This is a genomic window from Noviherbaspirillum sp. ST9 (genome assembly GCF_048799745.1).
GTDB lineage: Bacteria > Pseudomonadota > Gammaproteobacteria > Burkholderiales > Burkholderiaceae_D > Noviherbaspirillum.
The window spans coordinates 58,144-82,839 of sequence record NZ_JBLWFR010000002.1; the positions used below are offsets into that span (position 1 = coordinate 58,144).

16 protein-coding genes are annotated in these 24,696 nt (G+C 60.5%); 10 read left to right on the forward strand and 6 right to left on the reverse strand.

Annotated elements, in window-relative coordinates; translation table 11 throughout:
* Positions 1-338: 338 nt before the first annotated feature.
* The 3 genes from ACNOHI_RS03720 to ACNOHI_RS03730 all read right to left on the reverse strand — a co-directional run bounded on the left by ACNOHI_RS03720 (position 339) and on the right by ACNOHI_RS03730 (position 2,842).
* Positions 339-1,304, reverse strand: coding sequence for a hypothetical protein (locus ACNOHI_RS03720; protein WP_420473303.1), 966 nt, complete (start codon positions 1,302-1,304; stop codon positions 339-341).
* Positions 1,305-1,726: 422 nt separating this feature from the next.
* On the reverse strand, positions 1,727-2,527 hold the full coding sequence (locus ACNOHI_RS03725; RefSeq protein WP_420473304.1) for a hypothetical protein: 801 nt from the start codon (positions 2,525-2,527) through the stop codon (positions 1,727-1,729).
* Positions 2,528-2,590: 63 nt separating this feature from the next.
* A complete protein-coding gene (locus tag ACNOHI_RS03730; protein ID WP_420473305.1) occupies positions 2,591-2,842 on the reverse strand; it encodes a hypothetical protein in 252 nt (83 codons plus the stop codon).
* Between the two features lie 159 nt (positions 2,843-3,001).
* On the opposite strand from ACNOHI_RS03730, the gene ACNOHI_RS03735 reads away from it, so the two are divergent.
* Complete coding sequence (locus ACNOHI_RS03735; RefSeq protein ID WP_420473306.1) at positions 3,002-5,116, forward strand: putative bifunctional diguanylate cyclase/phosphodiesterase; 2,115 nt, start codon at positions 3,002-3,004, stop codon at positions 5,114-5,116.
* Between the two features lie 79 nt (positions 5,117-5,195).
* On the opposite strand, the gene ACNOHI_RS03740 is transcribed toward ACNOHI_RS03735, so the two are convergent.
* Positions 5,196-5,468 carry a hypothetical protein gene (locus ACNOHI_RS03740; protein WP_420473307.1) on the reverse strand — a complete coding sequence of 91 codons (273 nt, stop codon included), beginning with the start codon at positions 5,466-5,468 and terminating at the stop codon, positions 5,196-5,198.
* Between the two features lie 242 nt (positions 5,469-5,710).
* On the opposite strand from ACNOHI_RS03740, the gene ACNOHI_RS03745 reads away from it, so the two are divergent.
* A complete protein-coding gene (locus ACNOHI_RS03745; RefSeq protein WP_420473308.1) occupies positions 5,711-7,180 on the forward strand; it encodes a hybrid sensor histidine kinase/response regulator in 1,470 nt (489 codons plus the stop codon).
* 322 nt (positions 7,181-7,502) lie between these two features.
* On the opposite strand, the gene ACNOHI_RS03750 is transcribed toward ACNOHI_RS03745, so the two are convergent.
* Entirely contained in the window at positions 7,503-9,839 is a 2,337-nt protein-coding gene (locus ACNOHI_RS03750) for an alpha/beta hydrolase-fold protein (RefSeq protein WP_420473309.1), read from the reverse strand.
* Between the two features lie 708 nt (positions 9,840-10,547).
* Here ACNOHI_RS03750 and fdnG point away from each other — a divergent pair.
* The 8 genes from fdnG (at position 10,548) to ACNOHI_RS03790 (ending at position 22,787) form a co-directional block, all read left to right on the forward strand.
* Complete coding sequence (gene fdnG / locus ACNOHI_RS03755) at positions 10,548-13,604, forward strand: formate dehydrogenase-N subunit alpha (RefSeq protein ID WP_420473811.1); 3,057 nt, start codon at positions 10,548-10,550, stop codon at positions 13,602-13,604.
* 12 nt (positions 13,605-13,616) lie between these two features.
* Positions 13,617-14,513: a formate dehydrogenase subunit beta gene (gene fdxH, locus ACNOHI_RS03760; RefSeq protein ID WP_420473310.1), complete on the forward strand. Its 897-nt coding sequence runs from the start codon at positions 13,617-13,619 to the stop codon at positions 14,511-14,513.
* Positions 14,510-15,130, forward strand: a complete 621-nt coding sequence (locus ACNOHI_RS03765) for a formate dehydrogenase subunit gamma (RefSeq protein WP_420473311.1) — start codon at positions 14,510-14,512, stop codon at positions 15,128-15,130. Before fdxH ends, ACNOHI_RS03765 begins: the two co-directional genes overlap by 4 nt.
* Before the next feature lie 166 nt (positions 15,131-15,296).
* The gene (fdhD, locus tag ACNOHI_RS03770; RefSeq protein WP_420473312.1) at positions 15,297-16,100 is read left to right on the forward strand and encodes a formate dehydrogenase accessory sulfurtransferase FdhD; all 804 of its coding nucleotides are present in this window, start codon (positions 15,297-15,299) and stop codon (positions 16,098-16,100) included.
* 5 nt (positions 16,101-16,105) lie between these two features.
* Complete coding sequence (locus ACNOHI_RS03775; RefSeq protein ID WP_420473313.1) at positions 16,106-16,939, forward strand: formate dehydrogenase accessory protein FdhE; 834 nt, start codon at positions 16,106-16,108, stop codon at positions 16,937-16,939.
* A 137-nt stretch (positions 16,940-17,076) separates the two neighbouring features.
* Entirely contained in the window at positions 17,077-17,640 is a 564-nt protein-coding gene (locus tag ACNOHI_RS03780) for a hypothetical protein (protein WP_420473314.1), read from the forward strand.
* A gap of 277 nt (positions 17,641-17,917) precedes the next feature.
* A complete protein-coding gene (locus ACNOHI_RS03785; protein WP_420473315.1) occupies positions 17,918-19,630 on the forward strand; it encodes a diguanylate cyclase in 1,713 nt (570 codons plus the stop codon).
* 169 nt (positions 19,631-19,799) lie between these two features.
* Entirely contained in the window at positions 19,800-22,787 is a 2,988-nt protein-coding gene (locus ACNOHI_RS03790; RefSeq protein ID WP_420473316.1) for an EAL domain-containing protein, read from the forward strand.
* Here the strand turns inward: ACNOHI_RS03790 and ACNOHI_RS03795 are convergent, their stop codons facing one another.
* Entirely contained in the window at positions 22,788-24,533 is a 1,746-nt protein-coding gene (locus ACNOHI_RS03795; protein WP_420473317.1) for a RecQ family ATP-dependent DNA helicase, read from the reverse strand.
* Positions 24,534-24,696 lie beyond the last annotated feature (163 nt).

Sequence of the window (24,696 nt, forward strand, 5' to 3'; positions counted from 1 at the left end):
AAGCCGAATCGCTCGCGCGGCAGTCGCAAAATGTTCAATCGAAATCCCTGATCGCCAGATCACCCATTGCCGGCGAATGGACGTCGTGTGCTACGTCAGGAAGGGAAACCACCCTTGCTCGGGGAGTGCGGGAGTAAGGACGCTGGGCTTGGCCTACTAACTTTGTCGCAGCCCTGTCTGCGCAGATAAAGTATGAGTGGCCCGATTTCGAGAGCTGAGGTAACCGTGGGCGCAATGGCCCGGGAGGGGCAACGGGTAGATCAGTATATGTCGCGTGCCGTCGGGATTCAACGTCAGTTACAGCAATGCCTTCGTTCGGACTGGCAGCCGCGAAATCGTCACCGTCCGGGTTTCCCTGCCGGCCCCTGATCTTGCCCGAGGACCTGAGACTGGACTGCAGCATGCGTGCCGGAGGCCATCGGGCCTGCCTGCTCCGACGGCAGGCCAAAATGAAAAAGACGAAACGTGCTGCTAACGAGCCAACGCTGCGGCGCGGGCGTTTCCCGATACCACCGCGAAAGGTAGTCGTAAAATGCCGGTGCGCCCTCGCGATTATCCCGATTGAGATATTCAATTGCCCGCCAGTCCGTCGTTTGTTGCAGCAGCGGCAGGAACATCATGGCGACCAGTTCGTTCTTTTCGCGCATGTAGGGCTTGGCGACCAAGTCACGGCCATTCTCCCGGAACCAGTCATCAAACGTCAAATTGGCAGGCAAGCGCCGGTGCTTCTCGGACAAGGCGCGATTCGTGAACCGCTGAATTTCCGGTGCGTACCCCTGCCATTCCGGGCGGGGCGACAGCTCGTTCCACAATGATGCGTAGTGCTTCAGCATGTACAGGGAAGCCGTCTCGCAGAGCATCTCTTCGAACCATTGATTCCTTGCCAGGCGCGTCGGTGCCCGCAAATCGTAACCGGCAAGGATATGAAGGAGTTCATGGCTGAACTCGTAGACATACTCCGCCCAGTGGTCATCCTTTGCCGCCAATAAAACCTGGTACTCGTTGCTTGGCCCCTTCTGGTACATGACTAGGGGGCCATGTCGTGACGAAGCCACGACGATGGGAGGGAGGTTCCGTCCGGGAAAGTGCTTCAGCATTTCGTCGCCGACAGAATTGAGCAGCAACTCAATCTCGTCCGCTCTGGCATTGCCCCAGTCGCCGGGGGCGACGCGGATTGGCAACCGTTCTTTTTCTTCTCCAGCGTCTTTTCGGTGGTGGATCGCGCCTCCCGCCTCCGCCGTCCCTGCTGCATGAAAGCTGGCCAGCGTCAGCATGATGGAAGCCATCAGCGTCGCTTTTCTCATCGCGGACCTCGTAGGGGATAGATCGTTATTTTTCCCATCCCTGATATATCCGAGAGTTCGAAGAGGGAAAAGGTTCCGAACGCCAAGGTGCGGTACAAACGGGGCGCAGAAGGCCGGTTCTGGCCGAACTCTGCGGCGAGGTTCTTTGCCAGGGCTGACAGCTTTGCGCGAGGTTACTGCTGGTCGCCGTCGTGCCGCATATCAACGAGAACGCCCCAAACCAGACCATTTGACCTCTACAAAGCTGACGGTCGGCGCTCAAGTTACCCACCCGTACCGATACCAAGTTCTGGGCTCATTGGAAAGTCTTGCGAAGTTTTGCCGAGGCGTATTGCGTCGGGCACATTAACTTCTCATCACGACGAGTATTGGCATCAGCTTCTAACCTCCTGACGGAGAATTTGCCGGTCAAACGGAAATGTTCAGGGAGAGGCCGGTTGGGCAGGTCGGCACTGCACCCACTGGAATCCCTCATGCTTTGTGATCGTCGCAATTTCTACCGGCCCGCCTACTGTCTTTGGGCGAGACACTGAAAACCGGATAAAACCAATGGTCGTTTCGGCCAGATAACGCGCCAGGTCGACTGCATCCTGAATGGGCATGGCTTCGACAAACATCAGTTCGTACAGCTCCGGTACGAGCTTTTCCCGCAATTCGGCAGCCTGTTCCATTGAGAGGCCGTGCTTGACAGCAAATTCGTTGAATCGGGTGCCCAAACCGAATATCAGCCTATCGAGAGCCTCGTACTCTCCATCCCAGCGCAGTCCGAACTGCTGCTCGGACTGCACGCATGCCGGAGGCGGGCATGTATTTCCCATCAAATTGATTTCCCATACTTCCGCTAACGGCCGCCCCGCGGAGTACCCGCATACACGAAGCTTGGTCCAGGTGCTTGCTCCGTGTGCGACAGACTTTTCTTCGAAGAGAAAATGGCGCATTGTCCGTGCAATGCTTTCAATGGTATAGCTGTCCGGATCGAGCCACGCACCCGCATGACCCCCGCTCTTGTCGCTGAAACTTTGTCGCAGGTCCTTCAGCAGCGTTTCGAACGACTCGTTCCCGATTCCTCCAGCCCCCGTTACCATCACGCCAACAGGAAGGCCTTCGCGGATATTCACGATCTTCCGGGAGTTGTTATAGATCATTCCACTGGCGTATGAACTGGCGCTGTCCGCAGCCATGACGACGCCATCGTTGATCTTGACCGATACCAGAACTGTCATACGCCTCCTTGCGGGAGCGAGCTGGCTTACCCGGATAAATGTGTCCCGAGCAACGGCATCGACTTATTCCCTGTGCGACGTTTTCATGATTGCGTCCACATCGGTCCTGGCGAAAAATTGACTTTCACCCTCGCGAAAAAGCACGCCGCCAATTCTAGTCAAGGCCTCGAAAGTTTCTTTCGGCAGTCTTCCACGTGAATCGGCGAGCAACTCGGCCAGCTCTTGAATCACATTGGCAAGCATCGGTCCCTGTGCTTCGAGCGAGATCTCTCCGGCATGCTTTCTGAACATCTCAATGACATCGTCTGGACTCATTGCGCCTCCATTTTCCAGGTTTCAGTGTACTGCAGGGAGGCGCTGATGACGCCGGTAACCAGTCCAAAGAACTGAGATTACCGGCACTTGTCCTACTTAACGGCAGGAAGCAACGCTCGCCATTAACGACATGCAAGATCAATTCGAGAAAGAGCGCCGATGTCAGCCTATATTGTGCTTGTAATCACGGGCGATCCTGGGGATGCCGCGATGATCGAAGAAACACTTTCGAAGGCGAGAGACGGCCCGTTTATTACCGAATGGGTACAGGAATTGTCAGCCGGGCTGCAACGACTGCGAAAAGGCGGCATCGACATTGTTCTGGTTGATTTATATCTTCAGGATAGCGTGGGGGTGAACACCTTTGACGCACTTTTTCAGCTGGTGCCGCCTGTCCCGATCATGGTACTAGCTGATGACGAAAACGAGCCAGCCGCAATTGAGGCGGTGCAACGCGGCGCACAGGGCTATCTTTCCAAGGGGTTTTTCAGCAACGCCCTGACTCCGCAAGCCCTGCGCAGCATTATTGAACGCAAGAAGGTTGAAGAAGCACTATTCGTCGAGAAGGAACGTGCCCGTGTCACCCTTGAGTCGATTGGCGACGGGGTGCTAAGCACTGACGTTGCATGCAATGTCACCTATCTTAATGCCGAAGCAGAGCGCCTCACCGGGTGGACGCGGCAAGAGGCACTCGGCCGACCGATTGCTGAGGTACTTCATCTCATTGACAGCGAGACCCGGCAGCCAGCGCGGAATCCCGTTGAAACCGTTATTGCAAACAAAAAGAACATGGCGATGTACGCCAGGTCACTTCTGGTTCGAAGGGATGGCTACGAAGCACCAATCGAAGACTCGATCGCGCCGATTTTTGACAGGCATGGGCAAGTCACCGGCGCGGTCGTCACTTTTCGTGATGTGTCGGAAGCGCACGCAATGGCGCGCAAAATGGCACACCTCGCAGAACATGATTACCTTACAGGTTTGCCGAACCGTCTCCTGCTTTACGACCGCCTGACCCAGGCAATTGCCTACGCGGAGCGGCATCACACCGCAATAGCGGTCCTCTTTCTGGACCTCGACAACTTCAAGCATATCAACGACTCTCTTGGCCACAGTATTGGCGACGCGTTGCTGGAATCCGTCTCGAAACGCCTGGTCGCGCAAGTCCGTCATTCGGATACGGTAAGCCGTCTGGGTGGTGATGAGTTCGTTGTACTGGTATTGGAAGACACGAATGCGGAGCATTCCACCATCACTGCGGAGAAAATTATCGGTGCATTATCGGAACCGCATCACCTTTCCGGAAATGAACTGCACATCACGACAAGCATCGGGATCAGCCTGTTTCCCGCAGATGGCGCAGACGCTGAAACGCTGATAAAGAATGCCGACACAGCAATGTATTACGCGAAGAAAAAGGGAAAAAACAACTTTCAGTTCTTCAACGGTGACATGAATGCGCGTGCCGTCGAACGGCAGCTAACGGAAGTTGAACTGCGCCGCGCGATTGACGGAAATGAGTTCGTGTTGCACTACCAGCCCAAGGTCGACCTTGCGTCCGGCAAAGTGACGGGAGCAGAGGCATTGATTCGATGGCAGCACGCCCAACGTGGCATGGTTTTACCGGACTCGTTCATTGCGGTTGCCGAGGACTCAGGACTTATCGTCCCAATAGGCGGTGTTGTCCTTCGAAAAGCATGTGAACAACTTAAGGAATGGCTTGCTGCCGGATTCGAAGAGTTCGCCGTCTCTGTTAATGTGTCGGCACTGGAATTCCGGGACAGACGTTTCGTAAGCAAAGTTCGCCAGACGCTTGCAGAAACGGGCGTGCCTCCGAACCTTCTCCAGCTTGAGCTGACCGAATCCGTTCTTATGCGGAACATCGATACAAGCATTTCTGTCCTCCATGAATTGAAGGAAATGGGCGTGCAGCTCGCCATCGACGATTTCGGGACCGGCTATTCAAGTTTGAGTTACCTGAGTCAATTTCCTATCGACGTGCTGAAGATCGACCAGTCATTTGTACAGACAATCACCGGCAATAAGGGTAACGGCATTATCGTCAGCGCGGTCATCGGCATGGGGACGAGTCTCAATCAAAGGGTCATCGCGGAGGGTGTCGAAACCCAGGAGCAACTTGACTTTCTCAATGAGCATCACTGCGATGAAGGACAGGGGTATTTATTCGGTGCGGCGATACCGGCTGAAGAATTCAGGCATTTTCTCGGGACGGATAACGCCACAGAAGCGAAAGAATCCCACATGAGGCAATGATGCGATAGTTGTTCGATCTAACAACTGTAGTTGATCGGCACCAGTGTTCAGGCCAGAGAACGGATGTCCCCTAAAGACATCACGCCACTGGATCGTCGGGATCTTCGGTGACAATCCGCAGATACTCTTCCAGTAACTTACTGTCGCCAATCCTTTCCAGCGCCGCAATGGGGGAATCAACAAGACCGACGGGCACTCCACGCTGATAGAGCTGAAAGAATGGATATTCCTTGCCGACTTCGACTACTTCGTCCTTTGGCAATGCAATGTCCCAATCTTCAACTGCGCCGCGCAGCCAATAGCGGAATGCTTCGAGATGACTGAGTGCTACCGGCGATAGAAAGCGAACCATGGGGCAACCTGTTTTTACTGCTGCAAAAGCCTTGGGCAAGACGACGTATGTGTTGAACTCCAACAGCAACAAGGCCGGTACAAGTTATGCATCTCCCTCAGTCTCCGCCATAAGGGGGAGCGGGGTAACACCCCGGCCCGTGTTCCGCTGTGCGTCTAGCCGACTTCATTATTGACAATTTAGAGAAGATTCTCCAAGAGTGGGAGAGTTTTGCTGCTGAAGCTGCGCCGTCGGATTCGCACATGACCAGCGAAGAGTTGAGGGATCATGCTTCAACGATGCTCAACGCTATCGCTGCAGAACTTTGCCGTCCGCAAACAGCCCAGGAGCAAGCCGATAAGTCAAAAGGACATGCGAATCCAGGGTGTACAGGTGCTGCAGGAGGCAAGCACGGATCCGCTCGACTAAGGTCAAACTTCACCATTGAGCAACTCTTAGCGGAATACCGGGCACTCCGGGCCAGCGTTCTGCGTCTTTGGAGTAAGGGAGCCGAAGCAAGCTCCCAATGTGACTTGAAAGACATTAGCCGGTTTAACGAGGCGATTGACCAGTTGCTGGCTGCATCGGTCCGCAGTTTTGCTCAGGAATCACGCTCAGCACTTCATTTTGAACAGACATGCAGGGATGAGTTCTTGGCGATGCTGGCACACGAACTACGGAACCCGCTCGCCCCAATTACCTCGGCCACCGCACTATTGAAATGGGGTAAGACCGACGAGACCGTCACCCGCCGAGCCACTGCCATCATTGAGAGGCAAGTCGAGCATATGGCCGGGCTGATCGACGACTTGCTGGATGTCTCACGGCTGACGGGAGGCTTAATCGAACTACAGGTAGAGGTACTGAACCTGCGTGGCATCATTCTCGATGCTACTGAGCAAGCACTCCCGCTCATACAGGCGCGTGGTCACCAGCTAACGACCGAAGAATCGCCTGACATTGCAGTTGTGCGCGGCGACCGGAAGCGCCTGGTGCAAATCGTGTCCAATTTGCTAACCAACGCGGCCAAATACACGCCCGCCGGAGGACGCATCGTCCTGAGGACGGATGTTAGCCAAGAGCAAGTGATCGTCACCGTGCGAGATAATGGTGTCGGTATGACGCCTGATCTGATCGAGCATTTGTTCGAGCCCTTCGTACAAGCCAAAAGAACTTCAGACAGGTCCTCAGGCGGCTTGGGACTGGGACTCACTCTCGTCAAGAGTCTTGTCGACCTCCATAACGGCAAGGTGACCTGCACCAGCGCAGGCCCAGGCAAAGGTAGCGAATTCAGCATATACCTGCCGCGATTACCAAATTGGGACGAGAAGCCTGAACCAGACGCACGTTCTCGTGTGCCTGCTCCGTCAGCCAAGCGGGTGAAAGTCTTGATTGTCGATGACAACGTCGATGCGGCACAGGCGTTATTCATCGTCCTGACGGCAGCCGGGCACGAGGTCAGTGTGGAGCATTGTCCACGACGAGCGCTCGAGACAGCGCTGAAAGACATTCCCGATGTCTACCTGCTGGATATTGGTTTGCCCCAAATGGATGGAAACGAGGTCGCGCGGCTACTGCGCGCACGTCCAGAAACGTCGAGCGCCATACTAATCGCGGTGACAGGCTACGGGCAATTGGACGACCGTGAAAAAGCGCTGGCGGCCGGCTTTGATCACTACATGACGAAGCCAGTCGACCTCTCACGCCTGTTGACTTTGCTTGCATCAGTTTGAGGTCTCCCAGTGCTTAACCGCCGCTCCGTGCGGCTCCATCGGCGAACCGCGACGTCTTTTAGGCAATGAGATTGCTATTCGCCCGCGACGTACAGAAACGCGTCCGCCTTTGCTCCTTCTTCCCGTCACCGGCTGCTCTTGGCCGAAAGCAGTCAACCGTGTGTAATGCAAAGGGCAAAAAGATGCCGGATAAGATTTTTCATCCAGGATGCCCCGCTGCGGACGCCTTTGCAGCGGGACTTCATCAGCGAGCCGGTCGTTTTTCAATACGTTAACCAACCGGCTCGCATCGCCGGTGGCTTTTTATCAGGCATAAGCCGGCTTACGGATATCGCACCTGCCGGTTGCATCCTTCAAGCGTCACGGTCAGCGGTCCATCCGTATCAACGACCAGCTGCGCATCGCAATTCACCTTGGCGCGTTGCGGGTGCACGGTCACCGCGTCGACATTGCGCGCCACGATGTCGAGCCTGTTTGCCGCCGGGGTCAAGGTCGGGAGTCCCCACGTACGGAAGCGGCTCACATAGGCCTGGATGCCGAGATTCCCGGTGACCACGCCGGCTCCGCTTTGCGTCGGCGAAACAGCCGGATCTCCTTCGCCGAAGCCGCGCGACAGGACATCGATGGTGCCGCGCGGCGCGGCGGCGCCCGTGTCACGCACGGTGATGCCCGAGAGCCAGTAGGCATGGTTTCCGACGAGTCCGCGCGCGGGAACATCCATGGCGGGATTGGCGACGTAGGTGACATGGGCGGGATTGCGGTCCACCCGGGCATCGCCGAGGAAGCGGGCGCTTTCCTCGTACTGGTCGTGTAGCGCCAGGGTCAGGTGCTCGCCGGTGGTGAAGGTATCGAAACGATACCGGTAGCCGAGCTCATCCAGTCGCAGGGCCTGCGTCGACGTGCCGGTGTAGGGGACGAGTTCATCGGCGGCCTGCACCCACATCATGATCGGGATGTTTCGCAATCCCGGCAACAGGTGGTAGGTATTCGTTCCATCGCCTCCCGTCGGTTCCGCCGGCGGTGCCCAGATCCCGAGTGCCGGTGGGCCGACCACGGCATGGGCCTTGGCGAACAGGTCCGGATAGCGCGTGGCGAACTTGTAGGTCGCGTGGCCGCCCATCGAGTAGCCGCTGATCGACGTCAGTGCGGGATCGAGCGGATAGTGCCGCGCGATATCGGCCCACATCTCGAAGGTATCCGCTGCGGCATCATCCACATACCAGCCGTCCGGACCACGGCCGAGCGCGGTGGCAACGAGATGTCCTGCGCCGCGCTCGCCGAGCTGCGACTGGTTGCGCGAGTTCAGGTACTGGTTATGGTTGCCGCCCAGTGAATGCAGCAGCAGCGTCAGGCCGTATCCCGACGACGGTATCGGCTTGACCGGCACATAGAGCGCGTAGGGCTGGAGCTGGCCGCGGTATTCCCCCTTGCAGACGGGCGCGCTGCCGCATTCCACCGAATAGTCCACGCCTTGCTTCGTCTCGACCGCGCTCGCGAAGATCCGGTTCATCGGCCCCGACTGCGGCACGCCTTGCGGTTGACCCGGCATGTCGTCGTTGGTGCCGGCGGCGAGCTTGGCAAAGTCGACGCGCGCAAAGAACGCGCTGATATCGCCCGATGCAAGGGCCTTGGCCTGCGCGTTCTCGCGCCAGTACGAGGTACCGGATGTGGTCTGCCCCGGACCAAACATGGGCTCGGTGAAGCGGAATGCGACGTTGAAGAAAGCTGCCGGCGCCGTGAGCGTGCCCGAGCCGCCGGGCGTATTTGCACTGGCGGTGAGCTGCGGAACGAGATAGCGGTTGTTCGTGCGGTCCCACAGGCCGGCGCCGGCGGCGACTCGTATCACGTTCCGCCCTGGGTTCCATGCGGCTGCCGGGACACGCACTTCGAACTGGCGACGCGTCAGGTCGATGGTCACGGCGGGTGCGGGAGAGAGGGGGGCGCCGGTCGCCGCATCTGTCAGCACGGCCTGGCTGCCGTGCACGGTCAGGAAGAACTGCGCAGGGGCCGAGACGTTTGCGCCGAAGGGGAAGGCGCGCGGTGTTGCCGACTCGCCGAGTGCGATCGTGAAGCCCACGCGCTCGGGGTCGATCAGGGCGTTGAGCGTGACGCGGAATGCAGTGTAGGTGGATTGCGGCTTGATGCGCAGCTCGACGATATCGGCGGCATTGCCGGCATACGCCGCATCCGTGGGATAGGTGTAGGTGCCGTTGGCGCGGGAGAAAGTCTCGTTGCTCCGGCGGGCGTCGGTCGGATCGAAGGCATTGCCGTTGGCGCCGCGATCGTCGTACAGGAAATCCTGGTACAGGAACTCGCCCCGGCGGTACGCGCTGGCTCCCGAAATCAGGATGGGCGCGGCGCGCCAGATGCCGGTATTTTCGAGCTGCGGCGCACGCGGGGGCGCGGCGTACAGGATGTCAGGCCCGGGCCGCGGACCGGGGCCGCTGTAGAGGGAGCGGCTGCGGTAATCCACTTGCGGGGTATCCGCGCCGCCAAGGTCGGTATCCGGGGCCAATGGGTCCAGCAGGCCGAGGACCGTCTCGGGTTTGACTGTGGACGGGCTCATCCCGGCAGGCTCGGTGCCGCCGCAGGCGGAAAGCAGCACGGCCACGGCACTGCAGATCAAGGGTAGTGCGGGCGGGTTCATTCGTAGTCGCATGGATGCTCCTTGTTGTTGGACGAGTGGCGCCGACGCCGCCGGCACGGATCGTGGCGGCGTGACGCACGCGTGCCGGGCATCGCGCGCTTATGGCGCCGGCGATTCAGGCACGACGGGAACTGCGAGGGGATGGAAAGACGGTGTCAGCGAGGTCGCAGACGATGATGCGCGGAGAATCGGGGAGGGGTGGCGATGCCGTTTGAAGTTCCGTCTGGACGCATTCTTGTCTCCGCTTTTTTATGCACCCGGTGTATCCCGGGGTTTGCCGATGTACTTCTTTGATTGCGCCGGATAAAGCCCGGTTCCGAACGGTCGTACTTGTTTTGTGACAATTTGTGTAGACCCTGATAAACGTCAATGAGACCGCAGCGTAGGAAAAAGTCCGTAGAAGCGGTTCGAAAGCATCAGTAGTTTCTCGTACGAAACTGTTGCTTGTCGTAAATCCTTGATCGCGGACAAATTTGCCTAGAGAAACCGGGTGCTACACTCCGCGCGCTTTTTGGTCCGTTGTATCAAGCTCCGCGTGTTTCAAACGTCGTGTTTAGTAATGGCCATCCAAGCCGGAACACCCCTTTCGCGGAGTTCGATGGCCAGCGCGACGCAGTTCACCCTGCGTCCCGTCCTGCTTTCTGCCTTCCTGCTCCAAATCGTTCCGCCCCCAAGGATCATCTGGAGATATGTATGGAAAGTAAGAAAGGCTCCGCCCCCGTGAAAATCTCGAGGCGGCAGTTCTTCAAGGTGTCGACCGCCGGTCTCGGCGCTTCCGGTCTCGCCCTCGCAGGCATGGCACCGACCGCCGCCCACGCCGAAGTGCGGGAGTACAAGCTCACGCGCGCCAAGGAAATCCGCAACACCTGTACCTACTGCTCGGTAGGCTGCGGCATGCTCATGTACAGCATGGGCAGCGGCGCGAAGAACGCGAAAGCCGAAATCATCCATATCGAAGGCGACCCGGACCATCCGGTCAATCGCGGCGCATTGTGCCCGAAGGGCGCGGGCGTGCTCGACTTCATCCACAGCCCCAAGCGCCTGAAGTATCCGGAAGTGCGCGAAGCCGGCAGCAACGAGTGGAAGCGCATCAGCTGGCATGAAGCGGTCGATCGCATTGCCAAACACATGAAGGCCGACCGCGACGCGAATGTCGTCGAGAAGAATGCCGACGGCGTGCCAGTCAACCGCTGGCTGTCAACTGCCATGCTGACCGCATCCGCCGCGTCCAACGAAACCGGCATCCTCACCCAGAAATTCCTCCGTTCTCTGGGCATCATCGCGACCGATGCACAGGCGCGCGTCTGCCACGGTCCGACCGTGTCCGCACTCGCGGCGACCTTCGGCCGCGGCGCGATGACCAACAGCTGGGTCGACATCAAGAACGCCGACTTCATCCTCGTCATGGGCGGCAATGCCGCCGAAGCGCATCCGGTCGGATTCCGCTGGGCGATCGAAGCGAAGAAGCAGCGCGGCGCCAAGCTGGTCGTGGTCGATCCGCGCTTCAACCGCACGGCAGCCGTCGCCGACCACTACATGCCGATCCGCGCCGGTTCCGACATCGTCTTCCTCGGCGGCGTCATCAACTGGCTGCTGGCCAACGACAAGATCCAGTGGGATTACGTCAAGGCCTATACCAACGCGGCGGCAATCGTCGGCGAGGGCTACAGCTTCGACGAAGGCCTGTTCTCCGGCTACGACGCGGAGAAGGGCAAGTACGACCGCGCCAGCTGGAGCTACGAGCTCGACGCTAACGGCCAGGTCAAGACCGACCCGACGCTGGAAAACCCGCGTTGCGTCTGGAACCTGATGAAGGCGCACTACGCGCGCTACACGCCGGACGTCGTCACCAACCTGACCGGCACGCCGAAGGAAGACTTCCTGAAAGTGTGCGAACTGCTGGGCGAAACCGCCGTGCCCGGCAAGGTCGGCACCATCCTCTACGCACTCGGCTGGACCCAGCACACCGTCGGCGCGCAGAACATCCGCACCATGGCGATGATCCAGCTCATGCTCGGCAACATCGGCATGCCGGGCGGCGGCGTGAACGCGCTGCGCGGCCACTCCAATATCCAGGGCCTGTCGGACGTCGGCCTGCTGTCGACTGCGCTGCCGGGTTACCTGACGCTGCCGAACGAAAAGCAGCATCCGACCTTCGCCGAGTACATCGCGAAGACCACGCCCAAGGCACTGCGCGACAACCAGTTCAACTACTGGTCGAACACGCCGAAGTTCTTCGTCAGCCTGATGAAGTGGTTCTGGGGCGACAAGGCGACCAAGGACAACAACTGGGGCTATGACTGGCTGCCAAAGTGGGACAAGCTGTATGACATCCTGCAGGTCGTCGAAATGATGAACCACGGGCAGGTCAACGGCTTCATCGTGCAGGGCTTCAACCCGCTGGCGTCCTTCCCGGATGCGAACAAGGTCGTCGAGTCGTTCTCCAAGCTGAAGTACATGGTCATCATCGATCCGATGGCGACCGAGACCTCGACCTTCTGGCAAAACCAGGGCGAATCCAACAACGTCGATCCGTCGAAGATCGCAACCGAGGTGTTCCGCCTGCCGTCGACCTGCTTCGCCGAAGAAGACGGCGCGATCGTCAACTCCGCGCGCTGGCTGCAATGGCACTGGAAGGGCGCCGAGCCGCCGGGCGAAGCCAAGGCCGACCAGGAAATCCTGGGCGAGCTGTTCGTCGCGCTGCGCGAGCTGTATCGCAAGGATGGCGGCAAGGCCGCCGAGCCTATCCTCAACGTGGCATGGAACTACCGTGACCCGGCCTCGCCATCGGCGGAAGAACTGGCGAAGGAAATGAACGGCCGCGCGCTGGCCGACATTCCCGATCCGAAGGACCCGACCAAGTTCCTGGCTAAGAAGGGCGAGCAGCTGCCCGGTTTCGCCGTGCTGCAGGACGACGGCTCGACCAGCTGCGCGTGCTGGATCTTCTCCGGTTCGTGGACGCAGGCCGGCAACCAGATGGCACGTCGCGACAACACCGACGTCGGCCTCGGCAATACGCCAGGCTGGGCGTGGTCCTGGCCGGCCAACCGCCGCATCCTGTACAACCGCGCCTCCTGCACGCCGGAAGGCAAGCCGTGGGATCCGAAGCGCAAGCTGATTGCATGGAATGGCGAACGCTGGGCCGGCATCGACGTGCCCGACTTCAAGGCCGACTCTGCACCGGCTGACGGCATGGGCCCGTTCATCATGAATCCGGAAGGCATCGGTCGCCTGTTCTGCGTGGACAAGCTGGTCGACGGCCCGTTCCCGGAGCACTACGAGCCGATGGAAACGCCGCTGGGCACCAACCCGCTGCATCCGAAGGTGGTCAACAGCCCGGCCGTGCGCATCTTCAAGGGAGACAAGGCTCGCCTCGGTACGCCTGACGAGTTCCCGTTCGTGGGCACGACTTACCGGCTGACCGAGCACTTCCAGTTCTGGACCAAGTCCGTGAAGCTGAATGCCATCGCGCAGCCGGAGCAGTTCGTCGAAATCAGCGAGACGCTGGCCAAGGAAAAGAACATCGCCCAGGGCGACATGGTGAAGGTCAGCTCCAAGCGCGGCTACATCAAGGCGAAGGCGGTGGTGACCAAGCGCATCAAGGCGCTGGCGGTCAACGGCAAGACCGTCCACCAGATCGGCATTCCGCTGCACTGGGGCTGGGAGACCGTCGCCAAGAAGGGCTTCCTGACCAACGTGCTGCCGCCGGCGGTGGGCGACTGCAATACGCAGACGCCGGAGTACAAGGCCTTCCTGGTCAATATCCAAAAAATCTGAGGTAGTTGAAACATGGCATTGCAATCTCTCGATATCAAGCAACGCTCGGCGACCACCACGCCGCAGCCGGGCGTGCGCCAGACCACGGAAATCGCCAAGCTCATCGACGTCTCGACCTGCATCGGCTGCAAGGGCTGCCAAGTCGCGTGCTCGGAGTGGAACGACATCCGCGCCGACGTCGGCACCTGCGTCGGCGTCTATGACAATCCGACCGACCGTTCCGACAAGGCCTGGACCGTCATCCGCTTCGCCGAAGTGGAACAGAAGGGCAAGCTGGAGTGGCTCATCCGCAAGGATGGCTGCATGCACTGCGCCGATCCGGCCTGCCTGAAAGCCTGCCCGTCGCCGGGCGCGATCATCCAGTACAAGAACGGCATCGTCGACTTCCACCAGGAAAACTGCGTCGGCTGCGGCTACTGCGTCACTGCCTGCCCGTTCGACGTGCCGCGCATCTCCAAGGATGACGGCAAGGCGTACAAGTGCACGATGTGTTCCGACCGCGTCGCCGTGGGCCAGGAGCCGGCCTGCGTGAAGACCTGCCCAACCGGCGCGATCCAGTTCGGTTCCAAGGAAGACATGAAGGAAGTCGCCGCCCAGCGCATCGCCGACCTCAAGTCGCGCGGCTACGACAAGGCGGGGCTCTACGACCCGCAGGGTGTCGGCGGCACGCACGTCATGTACGTGCTGCACCATGCGGACCAGCCGGAACTGTATTCCGGCCTGCCTGCCGATCCCACCATCAGCCCGATGGTCTCCCTGTGGAAGGGCGTGACTAAGCCGTTCGCGACGCTGGCGCTGGCCGGCCTCGCCATCGGCAGCCTGTTCCACTACGTGACCAAGGGCCCGAACGAGATCTCGAAGGAGATCGAGGACGAGATCGAACGTGAAGACAAGGAGGAAGCAAAATGATCCGCGATCCGAAAGACCTGCCGCGCTACAAGGCATCCGAGCGGGCCAACCACTGGGTGGTCGGCATGTGCTTCATCCTGCTCGCGCTGTCCGGCCTGGCCTTTTTCCATCCTGCTTTCTTCCCGCTGACGCAGCTGTTCGGCAGCCCGACCTGGACGCGCATCCTGCATCCCTACGTCGGCGTGCTGATGGCAGTGTCCTTCCTGTCCATCTTCCTGCGCTTCAAGCACCTGAACAAGATCACGCAGGCGGACAAGGAATGGCTGGCCAAGGCGAAGAACATGGTGGACGGCAACGACCACGACATGCCGGAGCAGGGCAAGTACAACGGCGGGCAAAAAGTGATGTTCTGGGCGCTCGCCGCGTGCATGCTGCTGATGACGGCATCCGGCCTCCTGATCTGGCGCGCGTGGTTCGGCTTCGACGTGAACGTCGTCCGCCTCGGCGCCGTGGTGCATGCCGCCATCGGCGCCGCGATGATCGGCTTCATCATGGTCCACGTGTACGCCGCCATCTGGGTCAAGGGTACCGTCCGGGCGATGTGGTACGGCACGGTCACGCGTGCGTGGGCCAAGCAGCATCACCGCGACTGGTATCGCCAGATGACCGGCAAGTAAGACCTCGTGCCGGGCGGCAGGTTTGCCCGGCCTTCGTTTTTCCATGCAGGAGTGTTTTGTGACTCCCCAAGAATCAAATCCAGGATGTGCACTCGACGCCACTGAGCTGCCTTTGCCGGCCAGCGCGTCAACGCGGAATGTGACGCGCTATCGACACGGGATACCGATGTCCATTCCCGACGTCGTGATCGAGGAAACGCCGGTTGCGCTCGTCTACAACGGTATTTCCCACGCCGTCATGCTTGCCTCGCCGACCGATCTTGAAGACTTCGCGGTCGGTTTCAGCCTGAGCGAGGGCATCGTTGCGCGGCCTGGAGAAATCTACGACCTGGACGTGACGGCGCATTGTGCGGGCGTGTCGGTGGAGCTGAGAATTGCGACGGAACGCTTCCTTGAGTTGAAGCAGCGCCGCCGCAATCTCGCCGGCCGCACCGGCTGCGGACTGTGCGGGATCGACAGCCTCGATGCGCTGGCCGGCATGGCGCAGGAAAAATCCCTTGCCGCAACGCCGCTCAGTATTGCTTCCATTCATGCCGCCTTGCGCGACCTGCCGGGACGCCAGCCCTTGCGCGAATCCACGGGCGCAGCGCACGGCGCCGCCTGGGTCGACATGGACGGCCGCATCCTGCACGTGCGCGAGGACGTCGGACGCCACAATGCGCTCGACAAGCTCATCGGTTGCCTTGCCACCCGGCGCATCGACACGGCGCGCGGTTTCGTTCTCATCACCAGCCGCGCTTCGTACGAAATGGTGCAGAAGGCCGTCAACACCGGCATCCATGCCATCGTCGCCCTCTCGGCACCCACTGGCATGGCCGTGCGTCTCGCCGAGAAGGCCGGACTGCTCCTCGCCGGATTCGCCAACGGCGAGCGCTTTGTCGCCTATACTCAACAAGAGCGCTTGCGTGGCGACACGCTGGCCAACATGAACCTGCGCGGCGTCATGGCGCTGGCCTCATCCGACGAATAGATCCGATGCAATCTTCTTCTCAGATTCTTTCCGGCACCTCAACGCTTCTGGCTCCGCGCGACGATCACTTTGCCCGTCGCGCAACGCGTCTCGAACAACTTGCAGCCAGGCAGCCGGACAACGTCTGGCTGGCAAGCCTTGCGATGCTTTCCCGTCATCAGCAAACGGCGTTCAGCGCCCTGTCGGAACCGCCCGCGGAATCGGAATTGAAGGCGGTCTGGCAAGGCATTTATCGCAACCTGTTTTCGACCATGGCAGGTTCGCCGCTTGCCCCGCAAGGCGCGCAACCATTGGAAGGCAATGCGCTGGATGCAGCAGGCGAGGTCTGCCTGCAACTCGCCCGCGGCGAGATCGTCGCCGGCACCCGGGGAGATCAGGACTATCTGATTGCGGCGGCCATGCAGGTGGCATGGAGCGCCGCGGCGAGTTCGGCTGCAGCGATCGAACACGTGCATGGCGGGACGCACAAGCAGTGCCCGCATTGCAATGCCGAACCGGTCGGTGGTGTCGTCCTGGCAGGCGAGGGGAAGGCAGGCTTGCGCTATCTGGAGTGCTGCCTGTGTGCCACGCGCTGGCATGCCGTGCGCGCGCATTGCACGCTGTGCGACGAGGGCAGCGTCGTCAACTATCTGGGCCTTGAAGGCGGCAACGCCGCGGTGCAGGCGGAGTGCTGCGACCATTGCCATGGATACGTCAAGACCTACTTCCAGGACAAGGATCCGGATGTCGACCCGATCGCCGACGACCTTGCGTCGCTGATGCTGGATGTACTGGTCGGACAGGAGGGATACAGCCGCGCGAGCCCCAACTTGTTTCTTGCCGGTGTTGAGCCCGTCTAGCGCGCGCCTGCCAACAAAAAAAGCAGCCCAACCGGTATGACACCGGTTGTGCTGCCTGCACCACGTTACCTGCCTGAACTTACTTCGAGGTCGAACCCGGCGTCGTCGAGCTGCTGCTACTGCTGCTGCCCGGCATCGTGCTGCTGGAGCTGCCGGTGGAGCCGCTGCTCGACTCAGTCGAGCCGCTGGTGCTGCCAGTAGAGCCACTGGAGCCGCCCGCGCTGCTGCCCGTTCCACCAGTCGTTCCACCGCTCGTGCCGCCGCTGGCGCCACCCGTGCCGGAGCTTGGGGTGCTTGCCGTGCTGCCCGTCGATCCAGTCGTGCCGCCGGCGCTGCCTGCGCCGGAAGCCGTGCTGTCGGTGCTGCCGGTTGTGCTGCCTGCACTACCCGTGGTCGAGGGAGTCGATCCCGTTGTACCGCCAGCCCCTGCGCTCGAGCTTGATCCACCAGCGCCGCCGGTGCTGTCCGTCGTTCCGCCAGTCGTTCCTGCCGTCGAGCTTCCGGTGGTGCTGCCCGTGGAGCCGGGTGTCGTGGCTGCCGTCCCGCTGGAGGTGCTGCCTGCGGATCCTGTTGCGCCCGTCCCGCCTGCTCCAGCGCCAGCACTGCCCGAATCCTTGTTGCATGCGCCGAGTGTCAGAGTGGCGACAAGCGCCGCGAGCAATACTGAGTATTTCATGTTGGTTCCTCTCAAGAAAATATAGTTGTAGAACCCATTTCCACTCATCTCACATGGTTGAACGGGCTCCAATGTTGCGTTCTCGGCTAATTGGAGAAACCAGAGAGTGTTAAGTGCCTGCGGAGAGTTTGATAAATCTCAATGACGATATGTTTATTTCAATACGGGTATCGCGACCGTCCGCTTGTTTTAACCATAATTGACGTAGGGAAATTAATTGCCATAAAGATATATAATGGGCTGAAAAGAACATAAAAACGCAACCGGAGCCGCCCCCCATGGCCTCGGTTATTCGAGGACCCATGAACAACTCTTCCTTGCGCCGGCAGCTTGTGCTGCCGTATGTGCTTCTTGTGCTATTCGTCTCCGCCGCGATCGCCTGGGTGTCCTATCGGGCGGGCGAAGAGGCCGTCGGCACGCTTTCGCGACGCGTCCTGGCGGATATGGCGGACCGGATTGGCGCGGTCACGGAGCAGCATCTTGCCGGTGCGGTGGTCGCGCTCAACGCAGTGGCCCCCGATCCTGCCGCCTTGCCTGGCGCCCAGCCGTTCAACACGCAAACGACAACATTGGAAGAGCGGCTCTGGATCGCCAGCGGCCTGAACATGGACGTCAGCAATTACGTCTACTTCGGGGGCGCGGACGGCAGTTTCATCGGACTCAATCGCGTCAACAGGAATAGTGTCGAGCTCTACCTGCGCGAACCCGGAGCGCCCGCGCGCAACGTCTATTCCGTCAACGCACCGGGCGATCGCGACCGTCTCTTGCGCTCCGATGATTTCGATCCCCGGCAGCGTGCGTGGTACGGCGTTGCCGCACACAAGGCGGGACCGGTGTGGTCGCCGGTCTACAACGACTTCACGTCAAGGGAGCCGACGATCACCCTGGCGCGCGCCGCGTTCAAACCGGACCGCAGCCTCGCCGGTGTGCTCGCGACCGACGTCACGCTCATGGTGCTGACGCATGCGCTGCGTTCGGCAAACATCAGCGGCAATGGCGTAGCGTTCATCATGGACGGGGAGGGCTACGTGATTGCCACCTCAGGCGATGAGCAGCCGTTCAGGATGGTCGACGCAACACCGGTGCGCCTGCGCGTGGATGAGATGGAATCACCCCTGATCCGGGATGCCTACGCCAGGGTCCAGGAATGGAAGAAGTCGTCACCCGATGCGCCTGAACCGCTGTCGCTCGAGTTCGCCACCGATGCCGGAGCGCTCGACATTGCGGCGAGCAGCACAGGACGCGCGCTCGGCCTCGACTGGACGACCGTCGTCGTGATGCCGAAGTCGGCCTTCATGCGCGGCGTGACGGGCAGCTTCGTTCAGGGGATGGCCATTGCAGCGCTATGCGTGATGGTTGCCTTGATCCTCGGTCTGTCCGTCCTTAACCGCGTTCTGCGCGACATACGGGTCCTGACCGATGCGGCGAAAAAGATCGGCGACGGCGAGCCCTTGCCATCGCTCGACATCCGCCGCCGCGATGAAATCGGCCAGCTGGCGCAGAGCTTCTCGGAAATGGAATACAACCTGCGCATCGACAAGCTGACCGCTGTCTTCAACCGAGCCTCCCTGATCGCGCAGATCGCTTCGCTGCGCCGTCAGCTGGAGCAGAAATCCGGCGACCGGCCGAATTTCGCCTTGCTCTTCATTGACCTCGACCATTTCAAAAAAATCAACGACCAGTTCGGTCATGGCGCCGGCGACAGGATGCTGGTGGCGGTCGCGAGCCGGCTCAAGGATTCCGTCCGCGTCACGGATGTGGTCGCGCGCTACGGGGGCGATGAATTCGTCGTGCTGCTCAAGGGTGTGACGAATGTGGACGACGTCATCGCGATGGAGGAAAAGATTCGCCGCATTGTCGAGCAGCCGGTGCAACTGGACCATGGCAAGGCCAGCGTCGGCGTGTCCATCGGCTGGGCACTGTTTCCCGAGGATGGCGAGGACGTGGACGCCTTGCTCAAGATCGCGGACAAGCGCATGTTTGACACCAAGCGTATTCGCAAGGCGGCGAGGTAATCACTATTGCCTAGTGCCATCCGGCGCTCAAGCACAATCAACTAGTTCCTGTTGGCAATTTATTTTCTTCCGGAAACCAGTCATACTGGCGGTAAAACCATAAAAAGATCAGGGACATGTGGCCGGCGACCAGGCTTCGCATCCGTCTCGCATCACAAGGGAGATTGCATTGCGGGGAACCTCAATCAGCAGAAAAATCGCGGCGGTATTCTCGATCATCCTGGTATTCGCCATCGCCAACCTGGTGGTCGTGCGCGCCATGCTCAACGACGTCAACGGCGTCGCCGAGACGATCAACGTGGCCGGCAAGCTGCGCATGCTGAGCCAGAAGATCGCTTTCGAGACAAGCAAAGCCATCCAGCTGCCCCAGTCAGGCACCGCGGACGTCCATGCCGCACTCGCCGATTTCGATAATGCCTTGAACGTCCTCGCAAACGGCGGGGATGTCTTCGGTTATCAGATCGGCAAGCTTTCGCTGGCGCATCTTCCGCTTCTCGACGCCACCCGCGCGGACTGGACACGCTATCGCGCCCAGGTGGAATCCGCGCTGGCGGCGCGCGGACGTGCGGTACAGGGCGCCGCGGAGCAGATCACGGATGGCGCATCCCGCCTCCTGTCGGACGCCGAGGCGCTGGTCGGTTCGCTGACGCAGGAGGCACAGCAGGCCCAGGAACGCGCGCTGCAAAAGATGTATGCGCTGCTCCTGATGGATGCCCTCGTCCTGCTAGCCGTCTTCGCACTGGTCCGCACACGCATTGTCCAGCCGTTGCGTCAGCTCGCGAAAAGCAGCGGCGAGCTCGCCGCCGGCAATTACCGGGTGAGCGTCGAATGCCGTTCCAATGACGAGATCGGCCTGCTTGCGGGACGCTTCAACGATTCTGCGCGTCACATCGGAGAATTGATCCGCAATATCGAGCAGGAGCGCGTCAGCCTGCAGCAGGCCGAGTCGATGTTCCGCGGATTCGCCGAAAACTCGGTGGTGGGCGTCTACATCGCGCAGCACGGGGGCTTCCGTTTTGTGAATCCGAAAATGGCGCAGATGTTCGGGTACACGCCGGAGGAAATGGAGTCGTCGGTGCAGGTCTACGACCTCGTCGTCGAAAGTGACCGCGATATCGTCGAAGAAAACGTGCGCAAGCGTCTGCGCGGCGAAATCAGTGAAGTGCACTACGAGAGGCAGGCCCGCCGCAAGGATGGCTCGCTGTTCGACGTCGAGGTGTTCGGCTCGACCATGCCCATCGACGGAGAGAACGCGACCATCGGCATCATGCTCGATATTTCCGAGCGCAAGCGGCTGGACCTCGCGCTCCGCGTGCTGAGTGCCTGCAATCAGGCACTGGTGCGCGCCACCGACGAAACCGCGCTGCTGACCGAGGTCTGCCGCATTTTCCGCGACATCAGCGGTTTTCCCTTCGCCTGGGTCGGGTATGCGGAACAAGGCGCAAGACGGCTCGTGCGCCCCGCCGCGCTTGCCGAGATGGAAGACGGTGCGCTGGTGTCGACGATCAATCATGTCACCTGGGGGGACGAGGCGACCGCCAAAGGTGTCACCGGCACCGCCATCCGCGAGGGCAGGGTGGCGGTCGTGCACGACATGCAGACCGGCGCCGTGCATGCGCCCTGGCGGGAGTTCATGGTCCGCTACAAGATCGTCTCCGCGATGTCGTTACCCCTGAAGACCAGCAATACGATCATCGGCGCGCTGACGCTGTATTCGCACGAGGCGAACGCCTTCGGCCCGAATGAGGTCAGGGTCGCGGAGGAACTGGCTGATAACCTGGCCTACGGCATCAGCGCGTTGCGTGCCGAGGCGGCGCGCCGCCGCTACGCGCAGCAGCTCGAATACCATGCCGGACATGACATTCTCACCGGGTTGCCCAACCGGGCGTTGCTGCAGGACCGGCTGAACCAGGCGATCGCATATGCGTCGCGTTACTGCTATTCGGTGTGGGTCCTGTTCCTCGACCTCGACCGCTTCAAGTTCGTCAATGACAGTCTCGGACACAAGGCGGGCGACGCCGTGCTCAAGACAATCGCGGCGCGCCTGGAGGCGTCGGTGCGCGAGACGGATACCGTCGCGCGCCTCGGTGGCGACGAATTCGTGCTCGTGCTCCCGGAACGCGCCGACGAAACCCTCAACACCAGTGTCGTCCAGCGCATCATGGATGCCGTTGCCGCTCCCCTGGTGGTCGAAGGTCACGAGTTTTTCCTTGGCTGCAGCATTGGCGTGGCGGTTTATCCGTCCGATGGGGATGACCCTGAAACTCTGGTCAAGAATGCCGACATCGCCATGTACCGCGCCAAGGAAAGCGGGCGCAACAACTTCCAGTTCTATACCGCGGCGATGAACGAACGCCTGCTCGAACGCCTGCGCATTGAAGGGGACCTGCGCAATGCCCTGGAGCGCGGCGAGTTCGTGCTGCACTACCAGCCGCAGATCGACCTGGACACCGGGCGCACGGTCGGGATGGAAGCATTGATCCGCTGGGCGCATCCTTCGCTGGGCATGATCCCGCCGTTGCGCTTCATCGGTCTGGCCGAGGAAACAGGCCTGATCGTTTCAATCGGCGAGTGGGTGCTGCGTACCGCTTGCGCACAAGCGGTTGCATGGCAGCGCGCGGGACTCGGCGCACTTCGCGTCGCCGTCAACCTGTCGGCACGCCAGTTTGCGCAGCACGATCTCGTGCATCTGGTTGCCGGCACGTTGCAGGAGACGGGCCTTCCTCCGCACTTGCTCGAACTGGAACTGACAGAGAGCCTCGTGATGACTGATGTCGACCGCGCCATCGGCGTGCTCGGCGAACTCAAGTCACTCGGCGTGCAGCTCTCTCTCGACGATTTCGGCACCGGCCATTCCAGCCTGTCCTATCTCAAGCGTCTGCCCATCGATGCGCTCAAGATCGACCAGTCCTTCGTGCGCGACATCAATCAGACGCCGGATGACGCGGCAATCGTGGCTTCCATCATTTCCCTTGCCCGCAATCTCCGCCGGCACGTCATCGCCGAGGGCGTGGAGACGCTCGAGCAGCTTACTTATCTGCAGAGTCACGGCTGCAACGAAATGCAGGGCTTTTACTTCAGCAAGCCGGTGCCCGCGGAGTTGTTCGAGCGCCTCCTGCATGAGGACGCGCAGGCATTTTCTGCACTCCGCTCGTAATCACGCCGGGCTGACGTAACTGCGGAGAAAGGTGCGCTTGCTGCTGTCCGGGAAGCGAATGGTGACCTTGTCGCCTTCGGCGGAAAGCACCTGGCCTTCGCCGTAGCGGGGAACCGTGACCGTCGTCCCCGCCTGCAGCGACACGCCCTGCGGTTTTCGCGCGGGCTGTGCAGCCTGCCGACGCGGATGCTCAGGGCTGAGCGCCTCGGCCGGTGGTTGCCGGCAGTTGTCGCAGACGCCGCAATGCGACCAGTCCACGTGCTCATTGAAATATTCCAGCAGGACCTTCCATCGGCAAAAACCGGTCTGCGCGTAGAACACCAGGCGCTCCAGCGCTTCATGGTCGCGCGCACTCTTGTCGCGGTAGGTATGGACCAGCTCCTTCAACTCCTTCGGCTTCACGCGCAGCCGCGCGAGGTGGTACGCGAGGTTCGTATCCTGCTCCACCAGGCCGCCATCCTTCATCAGCTTCAACGCGACCTGCAGCCGCGTGTCCGATACCTGCTCAAGCTGTTCCTGCAACTGCGCAATGGAAACAGCCTCCCGGTCGGCGGACAGCGATTGCAATGCCGAATACACGGCGCCAAGATCCTCGGCGCCGGGATAGCGTCGCGCGAGGAAGAACTGCTGCACCTGCTTGTCCTTCGCATGGAAGAGCAGGATGCAGTCCGCGTCCTCGCCATCGCGGCCCGCACGGCCGGATTCCTGATAGTAGGCCTCGAGGTTCGCCGGGATCTGGTAATGGATCACGAACCGGATGTCAGGCTTGTCGATACCCATGCCGAATGCATTGGTCGCAACCATGATCCGGCTGGCGCCGCTCATGAACGCGTCCTGGTTCTGGCTGCGTACCTTCGCCGACAACTGACCGTGATAGAAGGTAACGCTTTCACCCGCTTCCTTCAGCGCGGCATGCACTTCCTCGACCGCCTTCACGGTCGCGGTATAGAGGATGCCCGAACCCTGCGACTCGCGCGCAAGGGCCAGCGCGAGGGAAAGTTTTTCCTGTTCGCTGGTTGCGGTCACGACGCGGTAATGCAGATTTGACCGGTAGATACCGGTATTTATGACATGCATGTCGGGCAGGGCGAGCTGCCTGCCGATGTCTTCGATGACCTTGTCCGTGGCCGTCGCGGTCAACGCCAGCACGGTGGGATTGCCGAGCGCCTCGATGACCGCGCCGAGGTGCAGGTAGGCGGGGCGGAAGTCGTGTCCCCAATGAGAAATGCAGTGCGCCTCGTCGATCACGAACAGGCTCACGCGGTTTTCGCGGATGGTGGCAAGGAAGTCCGGATCGGACAGGCGCTCCGGTGTGGCGAAGATGAATTCGGCATCGGCCTGCCTGATACTTTCCAGCACCGATTCTTCTTCGCGCGTGCTGAGCGTGCTATTCACCTCTGCCGCAGGCACGCCCGCGGTTTCCAGCTTGCCCGCCTGGTCCTTCATCAGCGAAATGAGGGGCGATACCACCAGCGTCATGCCCGGCAACTTCAGCGCCGGCAACTGGTAACACAAGGATTTGCCTGCACCGGTTGGCATGATTGCCAACGTATTGTTTCCCTGGAGGACACTCTCGATCACCTCATGCTGGCCCGGCCGCAAATGGCTGATGCCGAAGGTTTCGTGCAGTGTCTTTCGCAGCGTCTTGTCCCCAGGCACCACCTTCAGCTCGGAAGGGCGGTGGCGGGGCGTGGGCGGAGAGTGATCTTCGTCTGGAGATTCAGCGTAAGGTGAGGTTGCGTGCATGATGAGAGTGCGATGAAGGGAAACAGGTTTTGTTGTCCTTCATGCACCAAGCATGCCAGCAAATGAGAGTGAGAATTAGTGAGAATTCATGTGAATAAGATAATTCACCGCTTTCGTGAATATGCAGTACAATGATCCTCCAATTGAAGTTTGAACTAGTAGT